This is a genomic window from Micromonospora sp. BQ11 (assembly GCF_052068135.1).
Lineage (GTDB): Bacteria > Actinomycetota > Actinomycetes > Mycobacteriales > Micromonosporaceae > Micromonospora.
In genome coordinates this window covers 1-17,364 of sequence record NZ_JBQHDB010000003.1, presented here as the reverse complement: position 1 = coordinate 17,364, position 17,364 = coordinate 1, and the positions used below count along the sequence as shown (strand labels likewise).

Here is a 17,364-nt window from a genome sequence, read left to right as displayed (position 1 = left end):
GCACCTGCGCCTTGCATCGGTGCCGACCCGCCGAGCCGTCCCGGGATGTCCCGCCGGCACGGCCATGCAGCACAATGGACGCTCCGCGGGGGCCGCTGACGGGGGAGGTTCGAGTGGGCCAGGCACGGGGAGCCGACGACGTCGTACCGGAGCCGGGTGTGGCCGACGACGGCGGGTCGCGGCGGCGGCAGCTCCGCCTCGCGGCGCTGGTGGTCCTGCTCGTGGTCATCGTGGTGGCCGTCGTCCGGGTCGTCGTCGCCAGCGGTCCGCCCACCCGGGAGGAGCTGCGCGAACAGGCGGGGCTGGCCAACCGGGACAAGCTGCTCATCGGCGTGAAGGACGACCAGCCCGGGGTGTCGCAGCGGCTGGCGAACGGCACCTTCGAGGGCTTCGACATCGAGATCGCGTACATGATCGCGGAGGATCTGGGTTTCGACGCGCCGGAGGTCACGCTGCTGGCGATCGAGAGCGAGGACCGGGCCCGGCGGCAGGCGCGGAACACCGACGGCAGCTACGTCACCGTCGACCTGGTGATCGCCTCCTACAGCATCACCGACCAGCGTCGCCGGGACGGCGTGGTCTTCTCCTTCCCCTACCTGGAGACCGAGCAGTCGGTGGTGACGTTGAAGTCCGACACGCGACCGGTGGCGAGCCTGCGCGACCTCGCCCAGCGCAAGGTCTGCACGTTGGGCACCTCCACCTCGGAGCAGCGCCTGCGGGAGGCGGGCGCCAGCCCGATCGGACGCAACCGGATCAGCGACTGCGTGCAGGCGCTCTACGACGGGGTGGTGGACGCGGTCACCACCGACGCGGCGATCCTCGCCGGCTTCGTCGGACCCCGCCCGCCGGGGGAGCTGCCGCCCGCGGTGACGTTGCAGCGGCGCAAGGACCTCCAGCACTGGGACATCGGCGCGGAGGCCGCGGAGCGGTGGGGCGTCAACACCGGTCCCAACCCGGCCATGCGGGACCTGGTGAACCTCTCGCTCACCGAGTCGGCGTTCGGGCCGGACGGGGACCGGTGGAAGCGGGCGTTCGACCGTTACCTGGGCTCGGAGCAGCAGTACAGCGAGCGCCAGCAGGTGGCGGTCGCCCGCCAGCCGGAACCCGAGACGAAGGTGGAGGTGCGGCAGTGGCCGTGGGAGAGGTGGGCGCTGCCGTCTCCGAACCGGCCGGCGACGGGCGTCCGGACCGCCGCCCGGGCACCCGGTCGGCGCAGCAGGCGCAGCAGTGGCTGCTGACCCTGCTGCCGGCCTTCCCGGTGCTGCTGCTGGTACTGCGGTTGTGGCGGCTCAGCCGGCAGGACATGCCGACGATGCTGCTGCTCGTCCAGTACGTCAGCCCGCTGGGACTGCTGAGTGCCCTGCTGATCGCCCTGGTGTGGGCGTTCCCGCTGGTCGTGCTCGTCCTCGGGCTGCTCGGCCGCCTGCTCCAGGTGAGCGCGCCGGAACGGTTCGACACCGAGCGGTCGCTGCTCGCGTACGGCACCACGCGTACGCCGGGGTGGGTGCTGGTCGCGGCCACCGGCCTGGCGGCACTCACCTGGCAGCTGCGGTTCCTGCCGCTGTTGGCGATGCTCGCGCTCGGGCTGCTGGCGCTGCGCACCCGCCACCGCCACCCGGACCGGCCGCTGCGGCTGCTGGTCACCGGGCTGCTGCTGCCGGTCACCGTGGCCGCCGGGACGTACGCGTGGCTGGGCCCGGCCGCGGTGTCCGCCGTCCGGTCCGGTGAGCCCGCCACGGCCCTGCTGCTGCTCGTGCCGCCGGCCGGCGTGGCGGTGCTCACCGGCCCGCTGCCCCGCCGGGTGGCCCCGGCGCTGACCCGCGCCCTGGCGTACACGGTGGCCGCCGTGGTTCCGGTGGTGATGGGCGTGGTCTTCCTGCGGGTACCGCTGCTGCCCGCGGTGGCGGTCGAGGTGGGGCCCGAGGCGGGGCCGGTCCGGGAGGTGGTCCGCGGTCAGGCGGTCACCGTCACCGACCGGATGACCATCGTCCTGGACCGGCGGGGCGAGGTCCGGTTCCTGCCGAACGACCAGGTGCGGGGTCAGCTGCTCTGCCCCGATCCGGGGCGGATACCGATCAGTCGGGTCGACGTCTACGGCTGGCACGTCGAGGACACCGCGCTGGACTGGATGATGCCTCGGCAGCCGGTCGGCGAGCCGGACCCGCGCTGCGTCGGCCGGGTTCCGGTGGACGGCCCGCCCCCGGCGCCTCCGCCGCTGCCCCGGTGACCGGGGGGTTTGATCATCCCGCGCGGGCCGGCCGGGTCGTCGCGGCGTGACGCGCGCATAATGGGTCCAGCCGGCCCAGGTGTCGGCGACCCGGCCGCCGACCGTGGCCCGGGCAGGGGAGATGGCGAGGGTACGGTGACGCAGGCGATCCCGAACGTGGCCCGGAACACCCGGCAGCGCGCCGAGGTGCTGGCCCTGCTCCGCGAGGTGGAGGGCTTCCACACCGCGCAGCAGCTGCACCGGATGCTCTGCGACCGGGACGCCCGGGTCGGCCTGACGACCGTCTACCGCACCCTGCAGCTGCTGGTCGACGCCGGTGAGATCGACTCGACCCGGCTGCCCGGCGGCGAGCAGCTGTTCCGGCGGTGCAGCCAGAGCCGGCACCACCACCACCTCGTCTGCCGGACCTGCGGCCGCACCGTGGAGGTGGCCGGACCGGCCGTCGAGCGCTGGGCCGAGCAGGTGGCGGCCGAGCACGGCTTCACCGACGTCGGGCACACCCTGGAGATCTTCGGCACCTGCACCACCTGCGCCCGCTGACCGCCGCACGCCGCACGCCCCGCGCCCGCGGGGCCCGCGCCGCCGGGCTCAACCCCGACGCGGGTGGCCCTTGAGGTGGCGCCCCAACTCGCGGGCGATCTCCCGCTGGGCGTCCCGCTCCGCCAGGGTCTGCCGCTTGTCGTAGGACCGCTTGCCCCGGGCCAGGGCCAGCTCCACCTTCGCCCAGCCGCCGGAGAAGTACATCGACAGCGGCACCAGGGTCACCCCGCCCTCGCGCAGCTTCTCCAGGATCCGGGCGATCTCCACGCGGTGCAGCAGGAGCTTGCGGGTGCGGCGCGGGGCGTGGTTGGTCCAGGTGCCGTAGCCGTACTCGGCGATGTGCAGCCCGTAGAGCATCAGCTCCCCGTCGCGCTCCTGCGCGAACGCGTCCACCAGGGACGCCCGCCCCTCGCGGAGCGACTTGACCTCGGTGCCGGCCAGCACGAGGCCCGCCTCGTACGTCTTCAGGACGGTGTAGTCGTGCCGCGCCTTCTTGTTGGAGGCGATCAGCGTGCGGTCGGTCTGCCGGGCGGAGCTCACCCGGTGGAGGATATCCGCCCGACCGGGTACGACCCCCGCCGGCGCGGAGAGCGACAGAAACCCGCGGAGCGGCCCCCGGGCCGGGCTACGCTCGCCCTCGGCGGAGGAGGCGGGACGTGGCGCAACGCGGGACGGCGGTGGTGACCGGAGCCAACCGGGGCATCGGCCTGGAGGTGGTCCGGCAACTGCTCGACCGGGGCTACCGGACGGTGCTCGGCTGCCGGGACACGGCCGCCGGTGAGCAGGCCGCGGCCGGTCTGCGGCCCGATCCCGGCCAGCTGCTCGTCCGGCGGGTCGACGTCACCGACCCGGCGAGCGTCCGGGCCCTCGCCGACGGTCTCGACCGGGTCGACGTGCTGGTCAACAACGCCGGCATCCACTACGACACCTGGCAGGACCCGCTCGACGCCGACCTCGGCACGGTACGCGAGGCGTTCGAGACCAATGCTCTGGGCGCGTTCCGGATGTGCCAGGAGGTGGCGCCGCTGCTGCGCCACGGCGGTGCGGGACGGCGGATCGTCAACATCTCCAGCGGCGCCGGGTCGCTCGCCACGATGGGCGCCGGCACCCCCGCGTACGCCGTCTCGAAGGCGGCCCTCAACGCGGTGACCCGGCTCTTCGCCGCGCAGCTCGCCCGCGACGGCGTCCTGGTCAACGCGGTCTGCCCGGGCTGGGTGGCCACCGACATGGGCGGCGCCGGCGGGCGGCCGGTCGCCGAGGGGGCGGCGAGCGTGCTCTGGGCGGTCGACCTGCCCGACGACGGTCCCACCGGCGGCTTCTTCCGCGACGGTCGTCCCGTCCCCTGGTGACCTGCCGACGCCGACGGCCGGAGCGGGTGGTCAGCCGGCGTGGCGCAGCCGGTCGGCCAGTTCCCGCACCGCCTCGGCGAAGCGCGGGTCGGTCTCTCCCGGCCAGTGCCCCAGGATCGGCGGCGGGACGCTGTCGTGCGGCGGCACGACCACGTCCCACGGATCCCGTAGCCGCCGGTCCACCGAGCCGGCCGGCCCGGCCACCGTCGACGGCTCCCCGACCCGGTGCGGGCAGAAGATCCAACTGCCGATCGGGTCGGTGTCCCGCCACAGGTTCAGCCACCGCCAGCCGATCCGCTCGCCCACCTCGCGCAGCACCTCCTCACCCACGTACGCGGGGAACTGCCGCTGGTAGAGCCGGCGCAGCGGCGAGCCGTACGTCAGCAGAGCCACCCGTTGGCTGACCTCCGGCGGCAGTTGCAGCACCGTCGCGGCGAGCAGCACCGACCCGTGGCTGTGCCCGGCGAGCACCACCCGGTGTCCCTGCCCGACCAGCCAGGTGATCCGGCGGCTCAGCTCCGGCACGGCCCGCTCGGCGTAGCAGGGCGGCGCGAAGGGATGCGTCGCGCGTGGCCAGAACGTGCCCAGGTCCCACAGCACGCCCACGTACCGCCGGAACTCCATCGTGCGGTACGCGAACAGCCCGCCCACCATCAGTGCGATCAGCACCGCCGCGATGAGGTAGCTGCCCACGTGGACGCCGAAGTTCACCAGGGCCGACGGTACGCCGGTCAGGCGCTCGACGACCTCGCCGGGAAACACCCCGAGCAGCCCGACCGTGCTGGTCGCCATGCCCAGGCCGGCGAGCCACGCGTACACCACGCCGAGGGGTTCCAGGCGTTCGGTGAAGCTCGCCCGGGCGACGGCCTTCTGGACCTGTCGCAGCCGGGGCGCGGCATCCGGCGGAGCGTGCGGGAAGTCCCGGGCCACGGAGGCCGCGGCGGAGCGCCGCCGGCCCGGCCGGGACACCAGGACCGTCCCGGCGCCGGCCACGAGCGCGATCATCACCGCCAGGAAGAACCCGAAGATCGCCCACTTGTACGGCAGGGGCGGCGAGGTGGCCAGTCGCTCGGCGGTGGGCGCGTTGCGGTCCAGCAGGTCCGCCACCCGGTACACCAGCTCGGCGGAGAAGGCGATCGCCAGCCCGGTGGCGACGCTGGCGATGACCGGTGCGGCGTACCCGCGCCGGGCTCCACCCTCGGGCTGTCCGACACGCATGAACAGCACCACGGCCCAGAGTGTGGACAGCAGGCCCGTCTGCGTCGCGAAGAGCGCGGCGACCGCCACGGAGTACCCCGGCAGGCTCCGGCTGCTCGGCCAGGGTGCCGGGTCCGCCGCCACCACGACGACCGCCAGCGCGGTGAGTGCGCACGAGCCGTCCCGCAGGCCCCGGGTGACGCGGTCGACGCCCCGACCGGTCCGAACCGAGTCGATATGCGAGTGCGGGCAGACCAGGGCGGCGCAGGTGGCCAGCAGCGCGACGGTCACCACGAGCAGCGCCCGCGCGCCCGCGCCGCCGTTGCCGGCCCGGGCGACCAGCAGGACGAGGCTCAGCGTGCCGAAGGCGACCGCCACATGGATCGACCGCAGTCGCCCGACCACCGGCGTCCTGTCCCACCAGCCGACGACACTCAGCTCCTGCCCGCCCTCGGTGCCCACCGGCGCGCGGAACGAGGCGAAGGCGCTCCCCGGGCGGGCGCCGAGCCACCACACCACCGCCACCGCGGCGATCGGAACCAGCGACAGCACCGCCAGCCGCAGCCCGGCCGGCTGCCCACCCAGCCAGGACAGCCAGGTCCGGCCGGCCACGCAGGTGGGCATGGCCAGGCACTTCCAGGCCACCAGGTCCAGCGCCGCCCCGGCGACCGTCAGCACGTACAGGGCCGTCAGCGTCAACGCCACCAGCCGGCACAGCCCCTTGAACACGAGGGACCCGCCCATCGTGGGACGCATCCAGATCGCGAGGTTGCAGAGCATGAACGGCAGGAGGAAGACCAGGGACAGGGTCCGTACGGCCGTGCCGGAGGGCAGGTCGTTCCACCGGTACGCCTCCAGCACCCCGCCCGACCCGGTGGCGCCCGGGTAACCCGGCCGGACCCGGTAGAACCCGCCGGACCGGTCCCCGGCGACCTGCGACACGTCCGGACGGTCCAGCACCTGTTCGGCACCCGCGCCGGAGACCCCGTGCACCCGCAGCTCGACGACGTCCCCGGACGGGGACGGAGCGTCGGACGGTGCTGGACCTCGCGCCATCGGCCCCCCGGAACGTCCGTGCGACGGCCGTGCGCCGACCACCGCCGCCGCGCCACGCGGCGGGCGTCGTCTACCCGTTCGGTCGCCGGTCAACCACAGTTCTCCGCCGCGGGTGGGCGACGGGCCACCCAGGTGGTTCTATGGTCGCCATGGCGAACCCGGTGATCCTCACCATCGACGACGACCCGGCGGTGTCCCGGGCCGTGGCCCGCGACCTGCGGCGCCACTACGGCGACCGCTACCGGGTGGTACGGGCCGGCTCCGGTCCCGAGGCCCTGGACGCGCTGCGCGAGATCAAGCTCCGCGGCGAGCAGGTCAGCCTGCTGCTCGCCGACCACCGGATGCCCGAGATGACCGGGGTGGAGTTCCTGGAAGCGGCGATGGACCTCTTCCCCGCCGCCCGGCGGGTGCTGCTCACCGCGTACGCCGACACCGACGCCGCGATCGACGCGATCAACGTCGTCGACCTCGACCACTACCTGCTCAAGCCGTGGCACCCGCCGGAGGAGAAGCTCTACCCGGTGGTCGACACCCTGCTCGACGCGTGGGCGGCCACCCCCGACGCCTCCGCCGCCGAGCTGCGCGTGGTGGGGCACCGCTGGTCCGCGCCGTCGTTCGCGGTCCGCGACTTCCTGGCCCGCAACCTCGTCCCGTACCGGTGGCTGCTCGCCGACGACCCGGAGGGCGCCCGGCTGCTCGCCGCCGCCGGAGCCGGCGAGGCCGACGTGCCGTTGGTGGTCACCGCCGAGGGCAAGACCGCGGTCGCTCCGACCGAGACGGAACTGGCCGCACTGGTCGGGCTCACCGTCGCGCCGGCCGAAGACTTCTACGACCTGGTGGTCGTCGGCGGCGGCCCCGCCGGGCTCGGCGCGGCCGTGTACGGCGCCTCGGAGGGCCTGCGGACCGTGCTCGTGGAGCGGCGGGCCACCGGCGGGCAGGCCGGGCAGAGCAGCCGCATTGAGAACTACCTCGGCTTTCCCGAGGGCGTGTCCGGCGCGCAGCTGACCGACCGGGCGCGCCGGCAGGCGCTGAAGTTCGGCGCCGAGCTGCTGACCACCCGGGAGGTGGTGGGGCTGACCGACGCCGGGTCGGCGCGGGTGCTCGACTTCGGCGACGGCAGCCGGATCGCCGCGCACACGGTCGTCCTGGCCACCGGCGTGGCGTACCGGGTGCTCGACGCCCCCGGCCTGGCCGGGCTCACCGGTCGCGGAGTGTTCTACGGCTCGACCGCCACCGAGGCGCCGAGCTGCGTCGACCAGGACGTCTACATCGTCGGCGGGGCCAACTCCGCCGGCCAGGCGGCGGTGCACTTCTCCCGGTACGCCACCCGGGTGCACGTCCTCATCCGGGGCGCCGACCTGACCGCGTCGATGTCCCGGTACCTCATCGACCAGCTGGACCGCATCGACAGCGTGCAGGTGCACCCGCACACCGTGGTGGCCGGCGGCGAGGGCGACGACCACCTGGAACGCCTCACGCTCCGCGACACGCGCACCGGTGAGACCCGCACCGTCGACGCGTCCTGGCTGTTCATCTTCATCGGCGCGGAGCCGCGTACCGACTGGCTGGACGGCACGCTGGTGCGCGACCGGCGGGGCTTCGTCGTCACCGGACCGGACCTGGTGGCGGGCGGGCGGCGACCACCGGGCTGGTCCCTGTCGCGGGACCCGTACCACCTGGAGACCAGCCTGCCCGGTGTGTTCGCCGCCGGGGACGTCCGCGCGGAGTCGGTGAAGCGGGTCGCCTCCGCGGTCGGCGAGGGCGCGATGGCCGTGTCGCTGGTGCACCGTTACCTGGAGGCCCAGTGAGCGCGAGGAGTGAGCCGGTCCTGCGAGCCCCGCAGTCGCGATCGGAGGAGGCGCAGTGACCACCGGAGAGCGGTTGACCGTCGACGAGGTGCGCAGTCTGTTCCTCTTCGAATCCCTGGACGACGTCCAGCTCCGCTGGCTGACCGAGCAGGGCCGGGTCGAGCGGCGGGCGGCCGGCAGCCTCGTCTACGCCGAGGGGGAGCCGGCGACGTGCTTCTTCGTGCTGCTGCGCGGCGCGGTGGCGATGAGCCGGCGGGTCCACGGCGACGACGTGGAGGTCAGCCGCACCGACCAGCGCGGCGTGTACGGCGGGGCCACCCAGGCGTACCTGGACGAGCAGGACCAGGTCTACCGCAACACGCTGCGGGCGGTCGACGAGGCGGACTTCTTCGTGCTGCCGGCGGAGGACTTCGCCCACGCCGTACGCGCCTGGTTCCCGATGGCGATGCACCTGCTGGAGGGCCTCTTCTTCGGCATGCGGGACTCGCAGACCATCATCGGGGAGCGGGAACGCCTGCTGGCCCTCGGCTCGCTGTCGGCGGGCCTCACCCACGAGCTCAACAACCCGGCCGGTGCGGCCGTCCGGGCCACCGCCACGCTACGCGAGCGGGTGGCCGGCATGCGCCACAAGCTCGCGATGATCGCCGACGGGCGGCTCGACGGCCGGGCCCTGCACGGCCTGGTGGCGTTGCAGGAGGAGGCGGTGGCCCGGGTCGCCGACGCGCCGCAGCTGAGCCCGATGGCCGCCGCCGACGCCGAGGACACGCTGTCCGACTGGCTGGAGGAGCGCGGCGTCGGCGGCGGCTGGGACCTGGCGCCGACCCTGGTCGCCGGCGGTGTCGACGTGGACTGGCTGGCCAAGGTCGCCGAGACCGTCGGCCCGGCCGACCTGGAGGCGGCCGTCCGCTGGCTCACCTACACCCTCGACACCGAGCTGCTGATGCGCGAGATCGGCGACGCCGTCACCCGCATCTCCGGTCTGGTCGGCGCGGCCAAGCAGTATTCCCAGCTGGACCGCGCCCCCCACCAGGTCGTCGACGTGCACGATCTGCTCGACGCCACTCTGGCCATGTTCAAGGGCAAGACGCCCGCCGGGATCCGGCTGGTCAGGGAGTACGACCGGTCGCTGCCTCCGATTCCCGCGTACGCGGCGGAGCTGAACCAGGTCTGGACCAACCTGATCGACAACGCGCTCGGCGCGATGGGGGAGAAGGGCACCCTGACCGTGCGTACCGCCCGTGACTCCGACCGGCTGGCGGTCGAGGTGGCCGACACCGGGCCGGGCATCCCGGCGGCGGTGCGCCCCCGCATCTTCGAACCCTTCTTCACCACCAAGCCGGTGGGTGAGGGCACCGGCCTGGGCCTGGACATCTCGTACCGGATCGTGGTGCGCAAGCACCACGGCGACATTCGCGTGGAGTCCGTCCCCGGCGCGACCGTGTTCCGGGTGCTCCTTCCGCTGACCGCGGAGCCGATTACGACCTGACACGCCTCGACTGCGGACAGTACGCTCCTAGACCGTCGCCGTACGCGGAGAAGGAGCGCCCGTGGAGTCGATGGCCCGCCCCCGTCCCCCGTCGGACCCGCCTCGGCCGGAGGGCGAGCCCGCCTCCGACGCCGGCACGGTGCTGCCCGAGCTGGAGGACTCCCAGTGGATGCACCACGCCACCGCGTTCGCCCACACCAGCTTCCGGGCGGTGGCCCGCCGACTGCCCCTCCTGGTGCGGGAGGCCGTGGGGCTGGCCTGGGCGACGAACCGGGGGGACACCGTCGCCTCGATCGGCCTCAACGTCGCCGCCGGGGTGCTGACCACGTTCGGCCTGCTCGCCACGACGAGCGTCCTGCGTGAGCTGTTCGCCGCCGGCCCCACACCCGACCGGGTGCGCGCCGCCCTGCCGGCGCTGCTGGTGGCGGCCGGGGCGGTCTCCGCCCGGGGCGGGCTGACCATCGCCGCCGGGTGGGCGCAGGCCCGGCTGACCCCGCAGATCAACTACCAGGTCGAGCTGCGTCTGTTCGAGACGACCACCGCCGTCGACCTGGCCGCGTTCGACGACGCCGGTTTCGCCGAGGAGATGGACCGGGCCCGCGACCGGGGGATGGCCGAGGCGGCGTACATCGTCGACCACACCGTCAACCTGGTCACCGGCGTGGTCGGCATGGTGGCCACCGCCGTCGCGGTCACCGTGATCCAACCGCTCCTGCTGCCCTGTCTGCTGCTCGCCGCGGTGCCGCAGGCGATCACCGCCGTCCGGATGGCCCGCCGGGAGTACCTGGCGATGCTGGCCCGGATCAACCGGCGACGCCGCGTGTGGATGCTGGCCCACCTGATGGCCAACCGGCACACCGCCGCCGAGGTGCGCTCGTACCAGATGCGCGACTTCCTGCTCGCCGAGTACCGCGGCGTGATGGCCGTCGAGACCCGAGCCCAGCTGCGCCTGGTCCGCTCCCAGACGGGTACCCGGGTCGCCGGTGCCACCGTCGCCGGTCTCGCCACCTTCGGCGTGTACGCCGTCCTCGGTGGCCTGCTGCTCACCGGGATGGTCGCGCTCGCCGCGGCGGCCACCGCGCTATTGGCCCTCCAGTCCGCCCGCACCAGCCTGGGCGTCGCGGTGGTCGCCACCAACTCGCTCTACGAGGACGCCCTCTACTACCAGGACTACCGGGACTTCCTGGCCCGCGCGCAGGCGCGCGTGTCGCAGGGCGACGGTCGGGCCGTGAACGGTTTCGACGTGATCGCGCTGGACGACGTCAGCCTCCGGTACCCGGACACCGACCGTCCGGCCGTCGACGGCGTCAGTCTCGCCGTGCGGCGCGGTCAGGTCGTCGCCCTGGTCGGCGAGAACGGCTCCGGCAAGACCACCCTGGCGAAGCTGATCGCCGGGCTCTACCGGCCGAGCGGCGGTGTCATCCGCTGGGACGGGGTGGACATCCGGGACCTGGATCCGCGCTCGGTCGCGGCGCAGGTCGCCGTGATGACGCAGGAGTGGTGGAAGTTCCCCTTCACCGCCGGGCAGAACATCCGGATCGGGCGGCACGACCGTGAGCCCGACCGGGCGGGGCCCAGCGTCCGGGACGCCGCCCGCGCGGCCGCCGCCGACAAGATGATCGACGCCCTGCCGTACGGCTACGACACCCTGCTCGACCGGGAGTTCCGCGACGGTCACGACCTGTCCGGCGGGCAGTGGCAGCGCCTGGTCGCGGCCCGGGGCCTCTACCGCGACGCCGCCCTGCTCATCTGCGACGAGCCGTCCGCCGCCCTGGACGCGCGGGCCGAGCACGCCCTGTTCCAGCACCTGCGTCGCCGTCCGGACCGGGCGGTCGTGCTGATCACCCACCGGCTGGCCAACGTCCGGCACGCCGACCGGATCTTCGTGATGGACGCCGGGCGGCTCGTCCAGGAGGGCAGCCACGACGAGCTGATGGCCGTCGACGGGCTCTACAGGGACCTGTTCGACCTGCAGGCCAGCGGCTACCTCGCCGGCGCACCGCACGCCGACGGCACGACCATGCCCTGACCGCGCTGCCCGGCCGCACGCGGTAATTCGGTTCGCCGCGGCGCCGCCGGCCGGTGAGAATGCCAGCGTGGATCACCGCGCGATGGTACGGCTCAGCAAACGCATGTCCCTGGCCCTCCGGCACGAGCCGGGTCGCTTCGGACTCTCTCCGGACGGGGCCGGCTGGGTGCCGCTGCCGGCGTTCCTCGCCGCGCTGCGGATCGACCGGGCCGACCTCGACGCGGTCGTCGCGGACAACGACAAGCAGCGGTTCGCCGTCGAGCGCGGGCCGGACGGGGTGGACCGCATCCGCGCCAATCAGGGCCACTCGATCCCGGTCGACCTGGGGCTGGAGTCCGTGTCGCCGCCGGATCGGCTCTACCACGGTACGAGTGCCCCCGCGCTGGACTCGATCCGCGCCACCGGCCTGCACCGGGGCGGCCGGCACCACGTCCACCTGTCTCCGGACGTGGAGACCGCCCGACGGGTGGGTGCCCGGCGTGCGGGGTCGACCGTGGTGCTGACCGTGGACGCCGCCGCGATGGCCCGCGACGGTCACGTCTTCCATCGCAGTGCCAACGGCGTCTGGCTCACCGAGGCGGTACCGCCCCGCTACCTGACCACCTGACGTTCAGGCGCGGTGGTCTTCAGGCGCGCTCGCGGGCGAGGAAGTCGGCCAGGACCCGGGTGTGGGTGGAGAACGCCAGCTCGACCGGCTCGGTGAGCACCAGCCACTCGGTCGCCTCCTCGGTCGGCGCCGACGGGGGCAGGCCCTCCGCCGGCCGCTCCGGCAGCTCGCCGAAGACCATCATGGTCCCGCCGGCCGGCGCGCTGTGCACCGCGAACAGCTCGGCGTCGGCCGCGTCGGCGAGCAGACCCGTCTCCTCCCGCAGCTCCCGGACCAGGGCCTCGTTCCACTCCTCGCCGTACTCGACGAAGCCGCCCGGCAGCGCGAGCAGCCCGCGCGCCGGCTCGATGTCCCGGCGGACGACGACCACGCCCAGGCCGTCGGCCGTGCGGACCGGCAGCACCGCCACCGCGACGGGCAGCGGGTTGCGCCAGACCGTCTGACCGCACGTGGTGCAGACCCGCGGCCACCCGGCGTCCGCCGGGTAGGCCGCGCCGCAGAAGGAACAGTGCGAGTACGCCGAGCCCGTCATGCCGCTGCACGTTACCCGCCGCCCGCCCCCGTAGCCGCGCGACGAGACGCACTGTCAGGCCGCCGGGTCGCCCGTGTAGAAGGCGGTGGTGCGCTCGGCGGCGGCGCGGGCGGCCGCCTCGTCGGTGCCGGCGGCGACGCTCGCCTCGCGCCACGCCTCGCTGCTGCGCGTGACGTAGTCCTTCCCCTCCGGCGAGGCGGCCCAGGCGGCGCTCTGCTCCGGGGTCACCCCGCTGCCGTCGGCGGCCAGGTGCGAGGCCAGGCCGAGCAGCCCCAGGTCCCATCCGACGCCGACCGCGCCCGGGCCGTACAGGTCCCAGAACTCCTGGGCGACGGTGGCGATGTGCTCCAGCTGGAAGCGGGTACGACCGTCGTCGACCGGGACCAGCGTGACCTCGATCCAGCTCACCTCGCCGCCCATCTCCCAGGTGGCGGCGAAGCTCTTCGGCGGGTCGCAGCGCTCGATGGTGCCACCCGCGTTGCCCTCCAGCTGGTACCTGCCGTGCAGCCGCAGGTCGCCGGAGACCGGCAGGAACCAGCGAGGGATGCGGTCGGGGTTGGTGCAGGCGTCCCAGACGTCCTCCAGCGGCGCGTCGTACGTCTGGCTGATGGTCATCACCCGGGCCTCGCCGGCCTCCAGCGTGCGTGTGCCGAGCCGGCGGCTGATGGCGTTGACCTGGCTGGTGGCGTCGATCATGGTTGGTTCCTCTCCTCGGGTGCGGTGGGGGGCGGGTCGCCCCCGCGCCGCTCACGTCGGCCTCGGGCGAGCTCGGTCGCGAGGGCCTGCAACGGGTTGGTCCAGAACTGGCGGAACGGGTGGAGCCATTCGTCCACCTCGCGCAGGGGCCGGGTGTCGACGGCGTAGAGCCGACGGGTACCGGCTGCGCGCACGGTGGCGAAACCGTTGTCCCGCAACACCTTCAGGTGTTGCGAGACGCCGGGTTGGGAGATCCCGAACTCCGCCCGGACGACGTCGGCCAGCGCCCCGGCGGTCATCTCCCCGTCGGCGAGCAGCTCCAGGATCCGGCGCCGCACGGGGTCACCGAGCACATCGAAGGCGTGCACCGCACCTTTATATCAGCGTGGCCTTATTTAAGCCAACGGTGATTCAAGGATCTCCATGGCGGCCCGCTCGCCGGCCTGGATCGCTCCGTCGAGGTAGCCGGCCCACCGCGTGGCGGTCTCCGTGCCGGCCCAGTGCACCCGCCCGCCCGGCCGGCGCAGCTCCGGCCCGTACGCGCGCCACGCGCCGACGGACACCGCGCCGCAGAAGCAGCCTCGGGTCCACTCGTCGGCCGACCAGTCGTACTCGACGACCTCGTCGGGACGCCGCGCATCCGGGCCGACGATCTCCACCAGCGCGTCGAGCAGCACGTCGCGACGGGCGTCGGGTGACATCCGGCGCAGGGCGTTGGCCTCGTCGCCGTAGCTGAACGCGGTCAGCACCCCGCGCGTCGAGTCCGGGGTGCCGTTGTCGACCGTCTCGGTGACCGGACCCTCGGCGCAGGTCGAAACCCCCGAGCGGCCGTCGGCCCGCCAGAACGGCTCCGGGTAGAGCGCGTGCACCTTCACCGCCGATCCCATCGGCATCCGCTGGGTCAGCCCGTCGCGCAGCGCGGGCAGGGGCGGGTCGTACCGGATGCGGCCGGCCAGGGCCGGTGCGAGCGCGACCACGACCGCGTCGGCGGTCAGCGACTCGCCGACCGTGCGGACGCTCACCCCGCCGTGGTCCTGGCTGATCGACTCCACCGGCGCGCCGAGCCGGACGGTGTCCGGGCCGAGCGCCGCCGCGAGGGCGTCCGCGAGCACCCCCGGGCCGCCGACCATCCGGTCCTGCTGCGCCCCGCCGGCCATTCCGAGCATCGCCCCGGTGCCGCCGCCGCTGCGCAGGTAGAACAGCATCTGCAGCAGGGAGACCTCCGCCGGGCCGGCGGCGAGCAGGCCACCGGCGAGCATCCGCCCCAGGTACCGGGCGGCCACCGCGTCGGGCGCGGCTCCCCGCAGCCAGGCGGCGAGGGTCCGCCGGTCCCAGTCGGGAGCCTCGGTCGCCGCCCAGGGAGCGGCCGGATCGACCCGTTCGGCGTACGCGTCGAGCAGCGTGAGCACCTCGTCGGTCGGCGCGGGCGGTTCCGCGTACCGGCGGCCGGCCCACAGCACCGTCGGCGTGCCGTGCGCCGCGGACGGGAAGGTGGCCAGCCCGTACCGGGCGACCAGTGCGGCGACCCGGTCCTGGGTCGGGCCGATCCACTGCGCGCCCAGGTCCAGTTGCGTCCCGTCGGGCAGCCAGCGGGTCAGCGCCCGCCCTCCGACCCGGTCGCGGGCCTCCAGCACGCGGACGCGGGCGCCGGCCCGCTTCAGCGCCAGCGCCGCGGCCAGCCCGGAGAACCCCGCGCCGACCACCACCACGTCGGTACGCACCCGGCGGTCTACCCGACCCGGGTGGAAAAAGTCCCGGCGCGGTGTCGATCCGGGCCGGTGCCGTTCGTGTGGAGGATGAGAGGCCGGCGTACGTGCCGGCCGCGAGCGCCAGGAGGAGCCATGCGGCAGTACCTGCTCAGCATCCACCAGCCCGCCGGCCCGGGGCAGCCGGACCCGGAGTTCCTCGCCGGGGTGATGCGCGAGCTCGGCCAGATCCGGCGGGAGCTGGAGGACACCGGGTGCTGGGTCTTCGGTCAGGGTCTGCACGACCCGTCCACCGCCACGGTCCTGCGCCCCAAGGGCGACGAGGTGCTGGTCACCGACGGGCCGTTCGCGGAGGGCAAGGAGTACCTCGGTGGCATCACCATCCTCCGCGCCCCCGACCTCGACGCCGCCCTGGAATGGGGCCGGCGGTACGCGGTGGCCACCACGCTGCCCATCGAGGTGCGCCCCTTCCAGGGCGGGGCCGAGGACTGAACGTGCCCGACGTGGAGGCGGTGTTCCGCGCGGAGTACGGCCGCGCGGTCGCCGTCCTGGTCCGCCTCCTCGGCGACATCGACCTCGCCGAGGAGGCCGTGCAGGAGGCGTTCGCGGTGGCGGTGGCCCGCTGGCCGGAGACCGGCGTACCACCCAGCCCGGCCGGGTGGATCATCACCACCGCGCGGAACCGGGCGGTCGACCGGCTACGCCGGGAGGCCTCCCGGGGGCGTCGGCACGCCGAGGCGTCCCTGCTGCACGCCCCCGACGAACCGACCGAGGAGGGCCCCGTGCACGACGACCGGCTCCGCCTGATCTTCACCTGCTGTCACCCGGCGCTCGGTCCGGCCGCCCGGGTCGCGCTCACCCTGCGCCTGCTCGGTGGCCTGGGCACCGCCGAGATCGCCCGCGCCTTCCTGGTTCCCGAGGCGACCATGGCGCAGCGGATCGTGCGGGCCAAGGCGAAGATCCGCGACGCCGGCATCCCGTACCGGGTGCCGCGCGACGCCGACCTGCCCGACCGGCTGCACGGCGTGCTCGCCGTCGTGTACCTGATCTTCACCGAGGGGCACACCGCGACCTCGGGGTCCCGGCTGGTCCGGGAGGACCTGTGCGCCGAGGCGGTCCGGCTGGGCCGGTTGCTCGTGGAGCTGATGCCGGACGAGCCGGAAGCGTCGGGTCTGCTCGCGTTGATGCTGCTCACCGAGTCCCGCCGCCCCGCGCGGACCACCACCGACGGACGGCTGGTGCCGTTGGGCGAGCAGGACCGCAGCCGCTGGGACGCCGGCCTCGTGGCCGAGGGGCAGGCCCTGGTGCGCCGCTGCCTGCGGCGCGACCGGCCCGGCCCGTACCAGATCCAGGCGGCAATCGCCGCCGTGCACAGCGCCGCGCCGCGCGCCGCCGACACCGACTGGCGGCAGATCCTGACGCTGTACGACCAGCTCACCGCCGTCGCCCCCGGGCCGGTGGTGGCCCTGCACCGGGCCGTGGCGCTGGCCGAGGTCGCCGGCCCCGCGGCGGCGCTGGCCGTGGTGGACCGTCTGGCGCTGGATTCCTACCACGTGTTCCACGCCGTCCGCGCCGACCTGCTGCGGCGCCTGGGCCGCGTCGACGAGGCCCTGTCGGCGTACCGGGCGGCCGCCGAGGGCACCGACAACGCCGCCGAACGTGACCACCTGGCCGCCCGCGCGAGCGCGCTCCGCCAGGGACTGTCTTCCGGGGACGCTCGCTAGACACCGCTGGCCGGCACCCGGGTGCGGGTGCCGGCCAGCGGCTTGTTTCCCCCTTGGAGGAAGGTCTGTGGTGGTCAGCTGTTCCAGTGCTCGGCGACGAGGTCGGCGGCCTGCTGTTCCCACTGGGCGTAGTGGAAGGGGTAGGCCGAGACCTGGACGGTCTGGGCGGCCTTGGTCAGCGGCATGTCCTGCCAGCCGTCGACCTGCTTGAGGCCCTTCAGGAAGGCGAGGGTCGAGTATTCGGGGTCGGTGATCTGCTCGACGGTGCCCCAACCCGAGCTGGGGCGCTGCTGGAACAGGCCCTGCGAGTCGTGGTCGTTGCGCTCACCGAGGTGACCCAGGTTCTCCAGCTTCGACTCCTGCAGTGCGGTGGCGATGGCGACCACGGCGGCGCGCTGGTCCATGTC

General features: G+C 74.2%; 16 protein-coding genes and 1 pseudogene. 10 read left to right on the top strand and 7 right to left on the bottom strand.

Features of this window, described 5'->3' with window-relative positions; translation table 11 throughout:
* Positions 1 to 158: 158 nt before the first annotated feature.
* From ACTMSW_RS07235 to ACTMSW_RS07225, 3 genes are all read left to right on the top strand, one after another.
* The gene (locus ACTMSW_RS07235; RefSeq protein ID WP_441179711.1) at positions 159 to 1,238 is read left to right on the top strand and encodes a transporter substrate-binding domain-containing protein; all 1,080 of its coding nucleotides are present in this window, start codon (positions 159 to 161) and stop codon (positions 1,236 to 1,238) included.
* Positions 1,130 to 2,227: a hypothetical protein gene (locus tag ACTMSW_RS07230; RefSeq protein ID WP_441179710.1), complete on the top strand. Its 1,098-nt coding sequence runs from the start codon at positions 1,130 to 1,132 to the stop codon at positions 2,225 to 2,227. The genes ACTMSW_RS07235 and ACTMSW_RS07230 overlap by 109 nt, the downstream gene beginning before the upstream one ends.
* 135 nt (positions 2,228 to 2,362) lie before the next feature.
* On the top strand, positions 2,363 to 2,767 hold the full coding sequence (locus ACTMSW_RS07225) for a Fur family transcriptional regulator (protein ID WP_441179708.1): 405 nt from the start codon (positions 2,363 to 2,365) through the stop codon (positions 2,765 to 2,767).
* Between the two features lie 48 nt (positions 2,768 to 2,815).
* Here ACTMSW_RS07225 and smpB read toward each other — a convergent pair whose 3' ends face one another.
* Positions 2,816 to 3,307, bottom strand: a complete 492-nt coding sequence (gene smpB, locus ACTMSW_RS07220) for an SsrA-binding protein SmpB (protein ID WP_441179707.1) — start codon at positions 3,305 to 3,307, stop codon at positions 2,816 to 2,818.
* Positions 3,308 to 3,423: 116 nt separating this feature from the next.
* On the opposite strand from smpB, the gene ACTMSW_RS07215 reads away from it, so the two are divergent.
* Positions 3,424 to 4,116: an SDR family NAD(P)-dependent oxidoreductase gene (locus tag ACTMSW_RS07215; RefSeq protein WP_441179706.1), complete on the top strand. Its 693-nt coding sequence runs from the start codon at positions 3,424 to 3,426 to the stop codon at positions 4,114 to 4,116.
* Between the two features lie 30 nt (positions 4,117 to 4,146).
* Here the strand turns inward: ACTMSW_RS07215 and ACTMSW_RS07210 are convergent, their stop codons facing one another.
* Positions 4,147 to 6,369 (bottom strand): hypothetical protein, encoded by a 2,223-nt coding sequence (locus tag ACTMSW_RS07210; protein ID WP_441179705.1) that lies wholly within the window; start codon positions 6,367 to 6,369, stop codon positions 4,147 to 4,149.
* Between the two features lie 140 nt (positions 6,370 to 6,509).
* Here ACTMSW_RS07210 and ACTMSW_RS07205 point away from each other — a divergent pair, with 140 nt between their 5' ends.
* From ACTMSW_RS07205 to ACTMSW_RS07190, 4 genes are all read left to right on the top strand, one after another.
* Positions 6,510 to 8,177 carry an FAD-dependent oxidoreductase gene (locus ACTMSW_RS07205; RefSeq protein WP_441179704.1) on the top strand — a complete coding sequence of 556 codons (1,668 nt, stop codon included), beginning with the start codon at positions 6,510 to 6,512 and terminating at the stop codon, positions 8,175 to 8,177.
* Positions 8,178 to 8,232: 55 nt separating this feature from the next.
* On the top strand, positions 8,233 to 9,663 hold the full coding sequence (locus ACTMSW_RS07200) for an ATP-binding protein (RefSeq protein WP_441179702.1): 1,431 nt from the start codon (positions 8,233 to 8,235) through the stop codon (positions 9,661 to 9,663).
* Positions 9,664 to 9,733: 70 nt separating this feature from the next.
* A complete protein-coding gene (locus ACTMSW_RS07195) occupies positions 9,734 to 11,692 on the top strand; it encodes an ABC transporter ATP-binding protein (protein ID WP_441180180.1) in 1,959 nt (652 codons plus the stop codon).
* A gap of 67 nt (positions 11,693 to 11,759) precedes the next feature.
* On the top strand, positions 11,760 to 12,299 hold the full coding sequence (locus tag ACTMSW_RS07190) for an RNA 2'-phosphotransferase (protein ID WP_441179701.1): 540 nt from the start codon (positions 11,760 to 11,762) through the stop codon (positions 12,297 to 12,299).
* 19 nt (positions 12,300 to 12,318) lie between these two features.
* On the opposite strand, the gene ACTMSW_RS07185 is transcribed toward ACTMSW_RS07190, so the two are convergent.
* Genes ACTMSW_RS07185 through ACTMSW_RS07170 form a run of 4 tightly spaced genes read right to left on the bottom strand, consistent with a single transcriptional unit; the run spans position 12,319 to position 15,248 of the window.
* Positions 12,319 to 12,831 (bottom strand): NUDIX domain-containing protein, encoded by a 513-nt coding sequence (locus ACTMSW_RS07185; protein WP_441179700.1) that lies wholly within the window; start codon positions 12,829 to 12,831, stop codon positions 12,319 to 12,321.
* Between the two features lie 54 nt (positions 12,832 to 12,885).
* Positions 12,886 to 13,527 carry an SRPBCC family protein gene (locus ACTMSW_RS07180; protein ID WP_441179699.1) on the bottom strand — a complete coding sequence of 214 codons (642 nt, stop codon included), beginning with the start codon at positions 13,525 to 13,527 and terminating at the stop codon, positions 12,886 to 12,888.
* Positions 13,524 to 13,895: an ArsR/SmtB family transcription factor gene (locus ACTMSW_RS07175; RefSeq protein WP_441179698.1), complete on the bottom strand. Its 372-nt coding sequence runs from the start codon at positions 13,893 to 13,895 to the stop codon at positions 13,524 to 13,526. Before ACTMSW_RS07175 ends, ACTMSW_RS07180 begins: the two co-directional genes overlap by 4 nt.
* 27 nt (positions 13,896 to 13,922) lie before the next feature.
* Positions 13,923 to 15,248 (bottom strand): flavin monoamine oxidase family protein, encoded by a 1,326-nt coding sequence (locus ACTMSW_RS07170; RefSeq protein WP_441179697.1) that lies wholly within the window; start codon positions 15,246 to 15,248, stop codon positions 13,923 to 13,925.
* 120 nt (positions 15,249 to 15,368) lie between these two features.
* On the opposite strand from ACTMSW_RS07170, the gene ACTMSW_RS07165 reads away from it, so the two are divergent.
* Both ACTMSW_RS07165 and ACTMSW_RS07160 read left to right on the top strand, forming a co-directional pair.
* A complete protein-coding gene (locus tag ACTMSW_RS07165; RefSeq protein WP_441179696.1) occupies positions 15,369 to 15,725 on the top strand; it encodes a YciI family protein in 357 nt (118 codons plus the stop codon).
* A gap of 2 nt (positions 15,726 to 15,727) precedes the next feature.
* Positions 15,728 to 16,957 carry an RNA polymerase sigma factor gene (locus tag ACTMSW_RS07160; RefSeq protein WP_441179695.1) on the top strand — a complete coding sequence of 410 codons (1,230 nt, stop codon included), beginning with the start codon at positions 15,728 to 15,730 and terminating at the stop codon, positions 16,955 to 16,957.
* A 74-nt stretch (positions 16,958 to 17,031) separates the two neighbouring features.
* Here ACTMSW_RS07160 and ACTMSW_RS07155 read toward each other — a convergent pair.
* Positions 17,032 to 17,364: pseudogene (locus tag ACTMSW_RS07155) on the bottom strand (hypothetical protein); the annotation flags it as partial.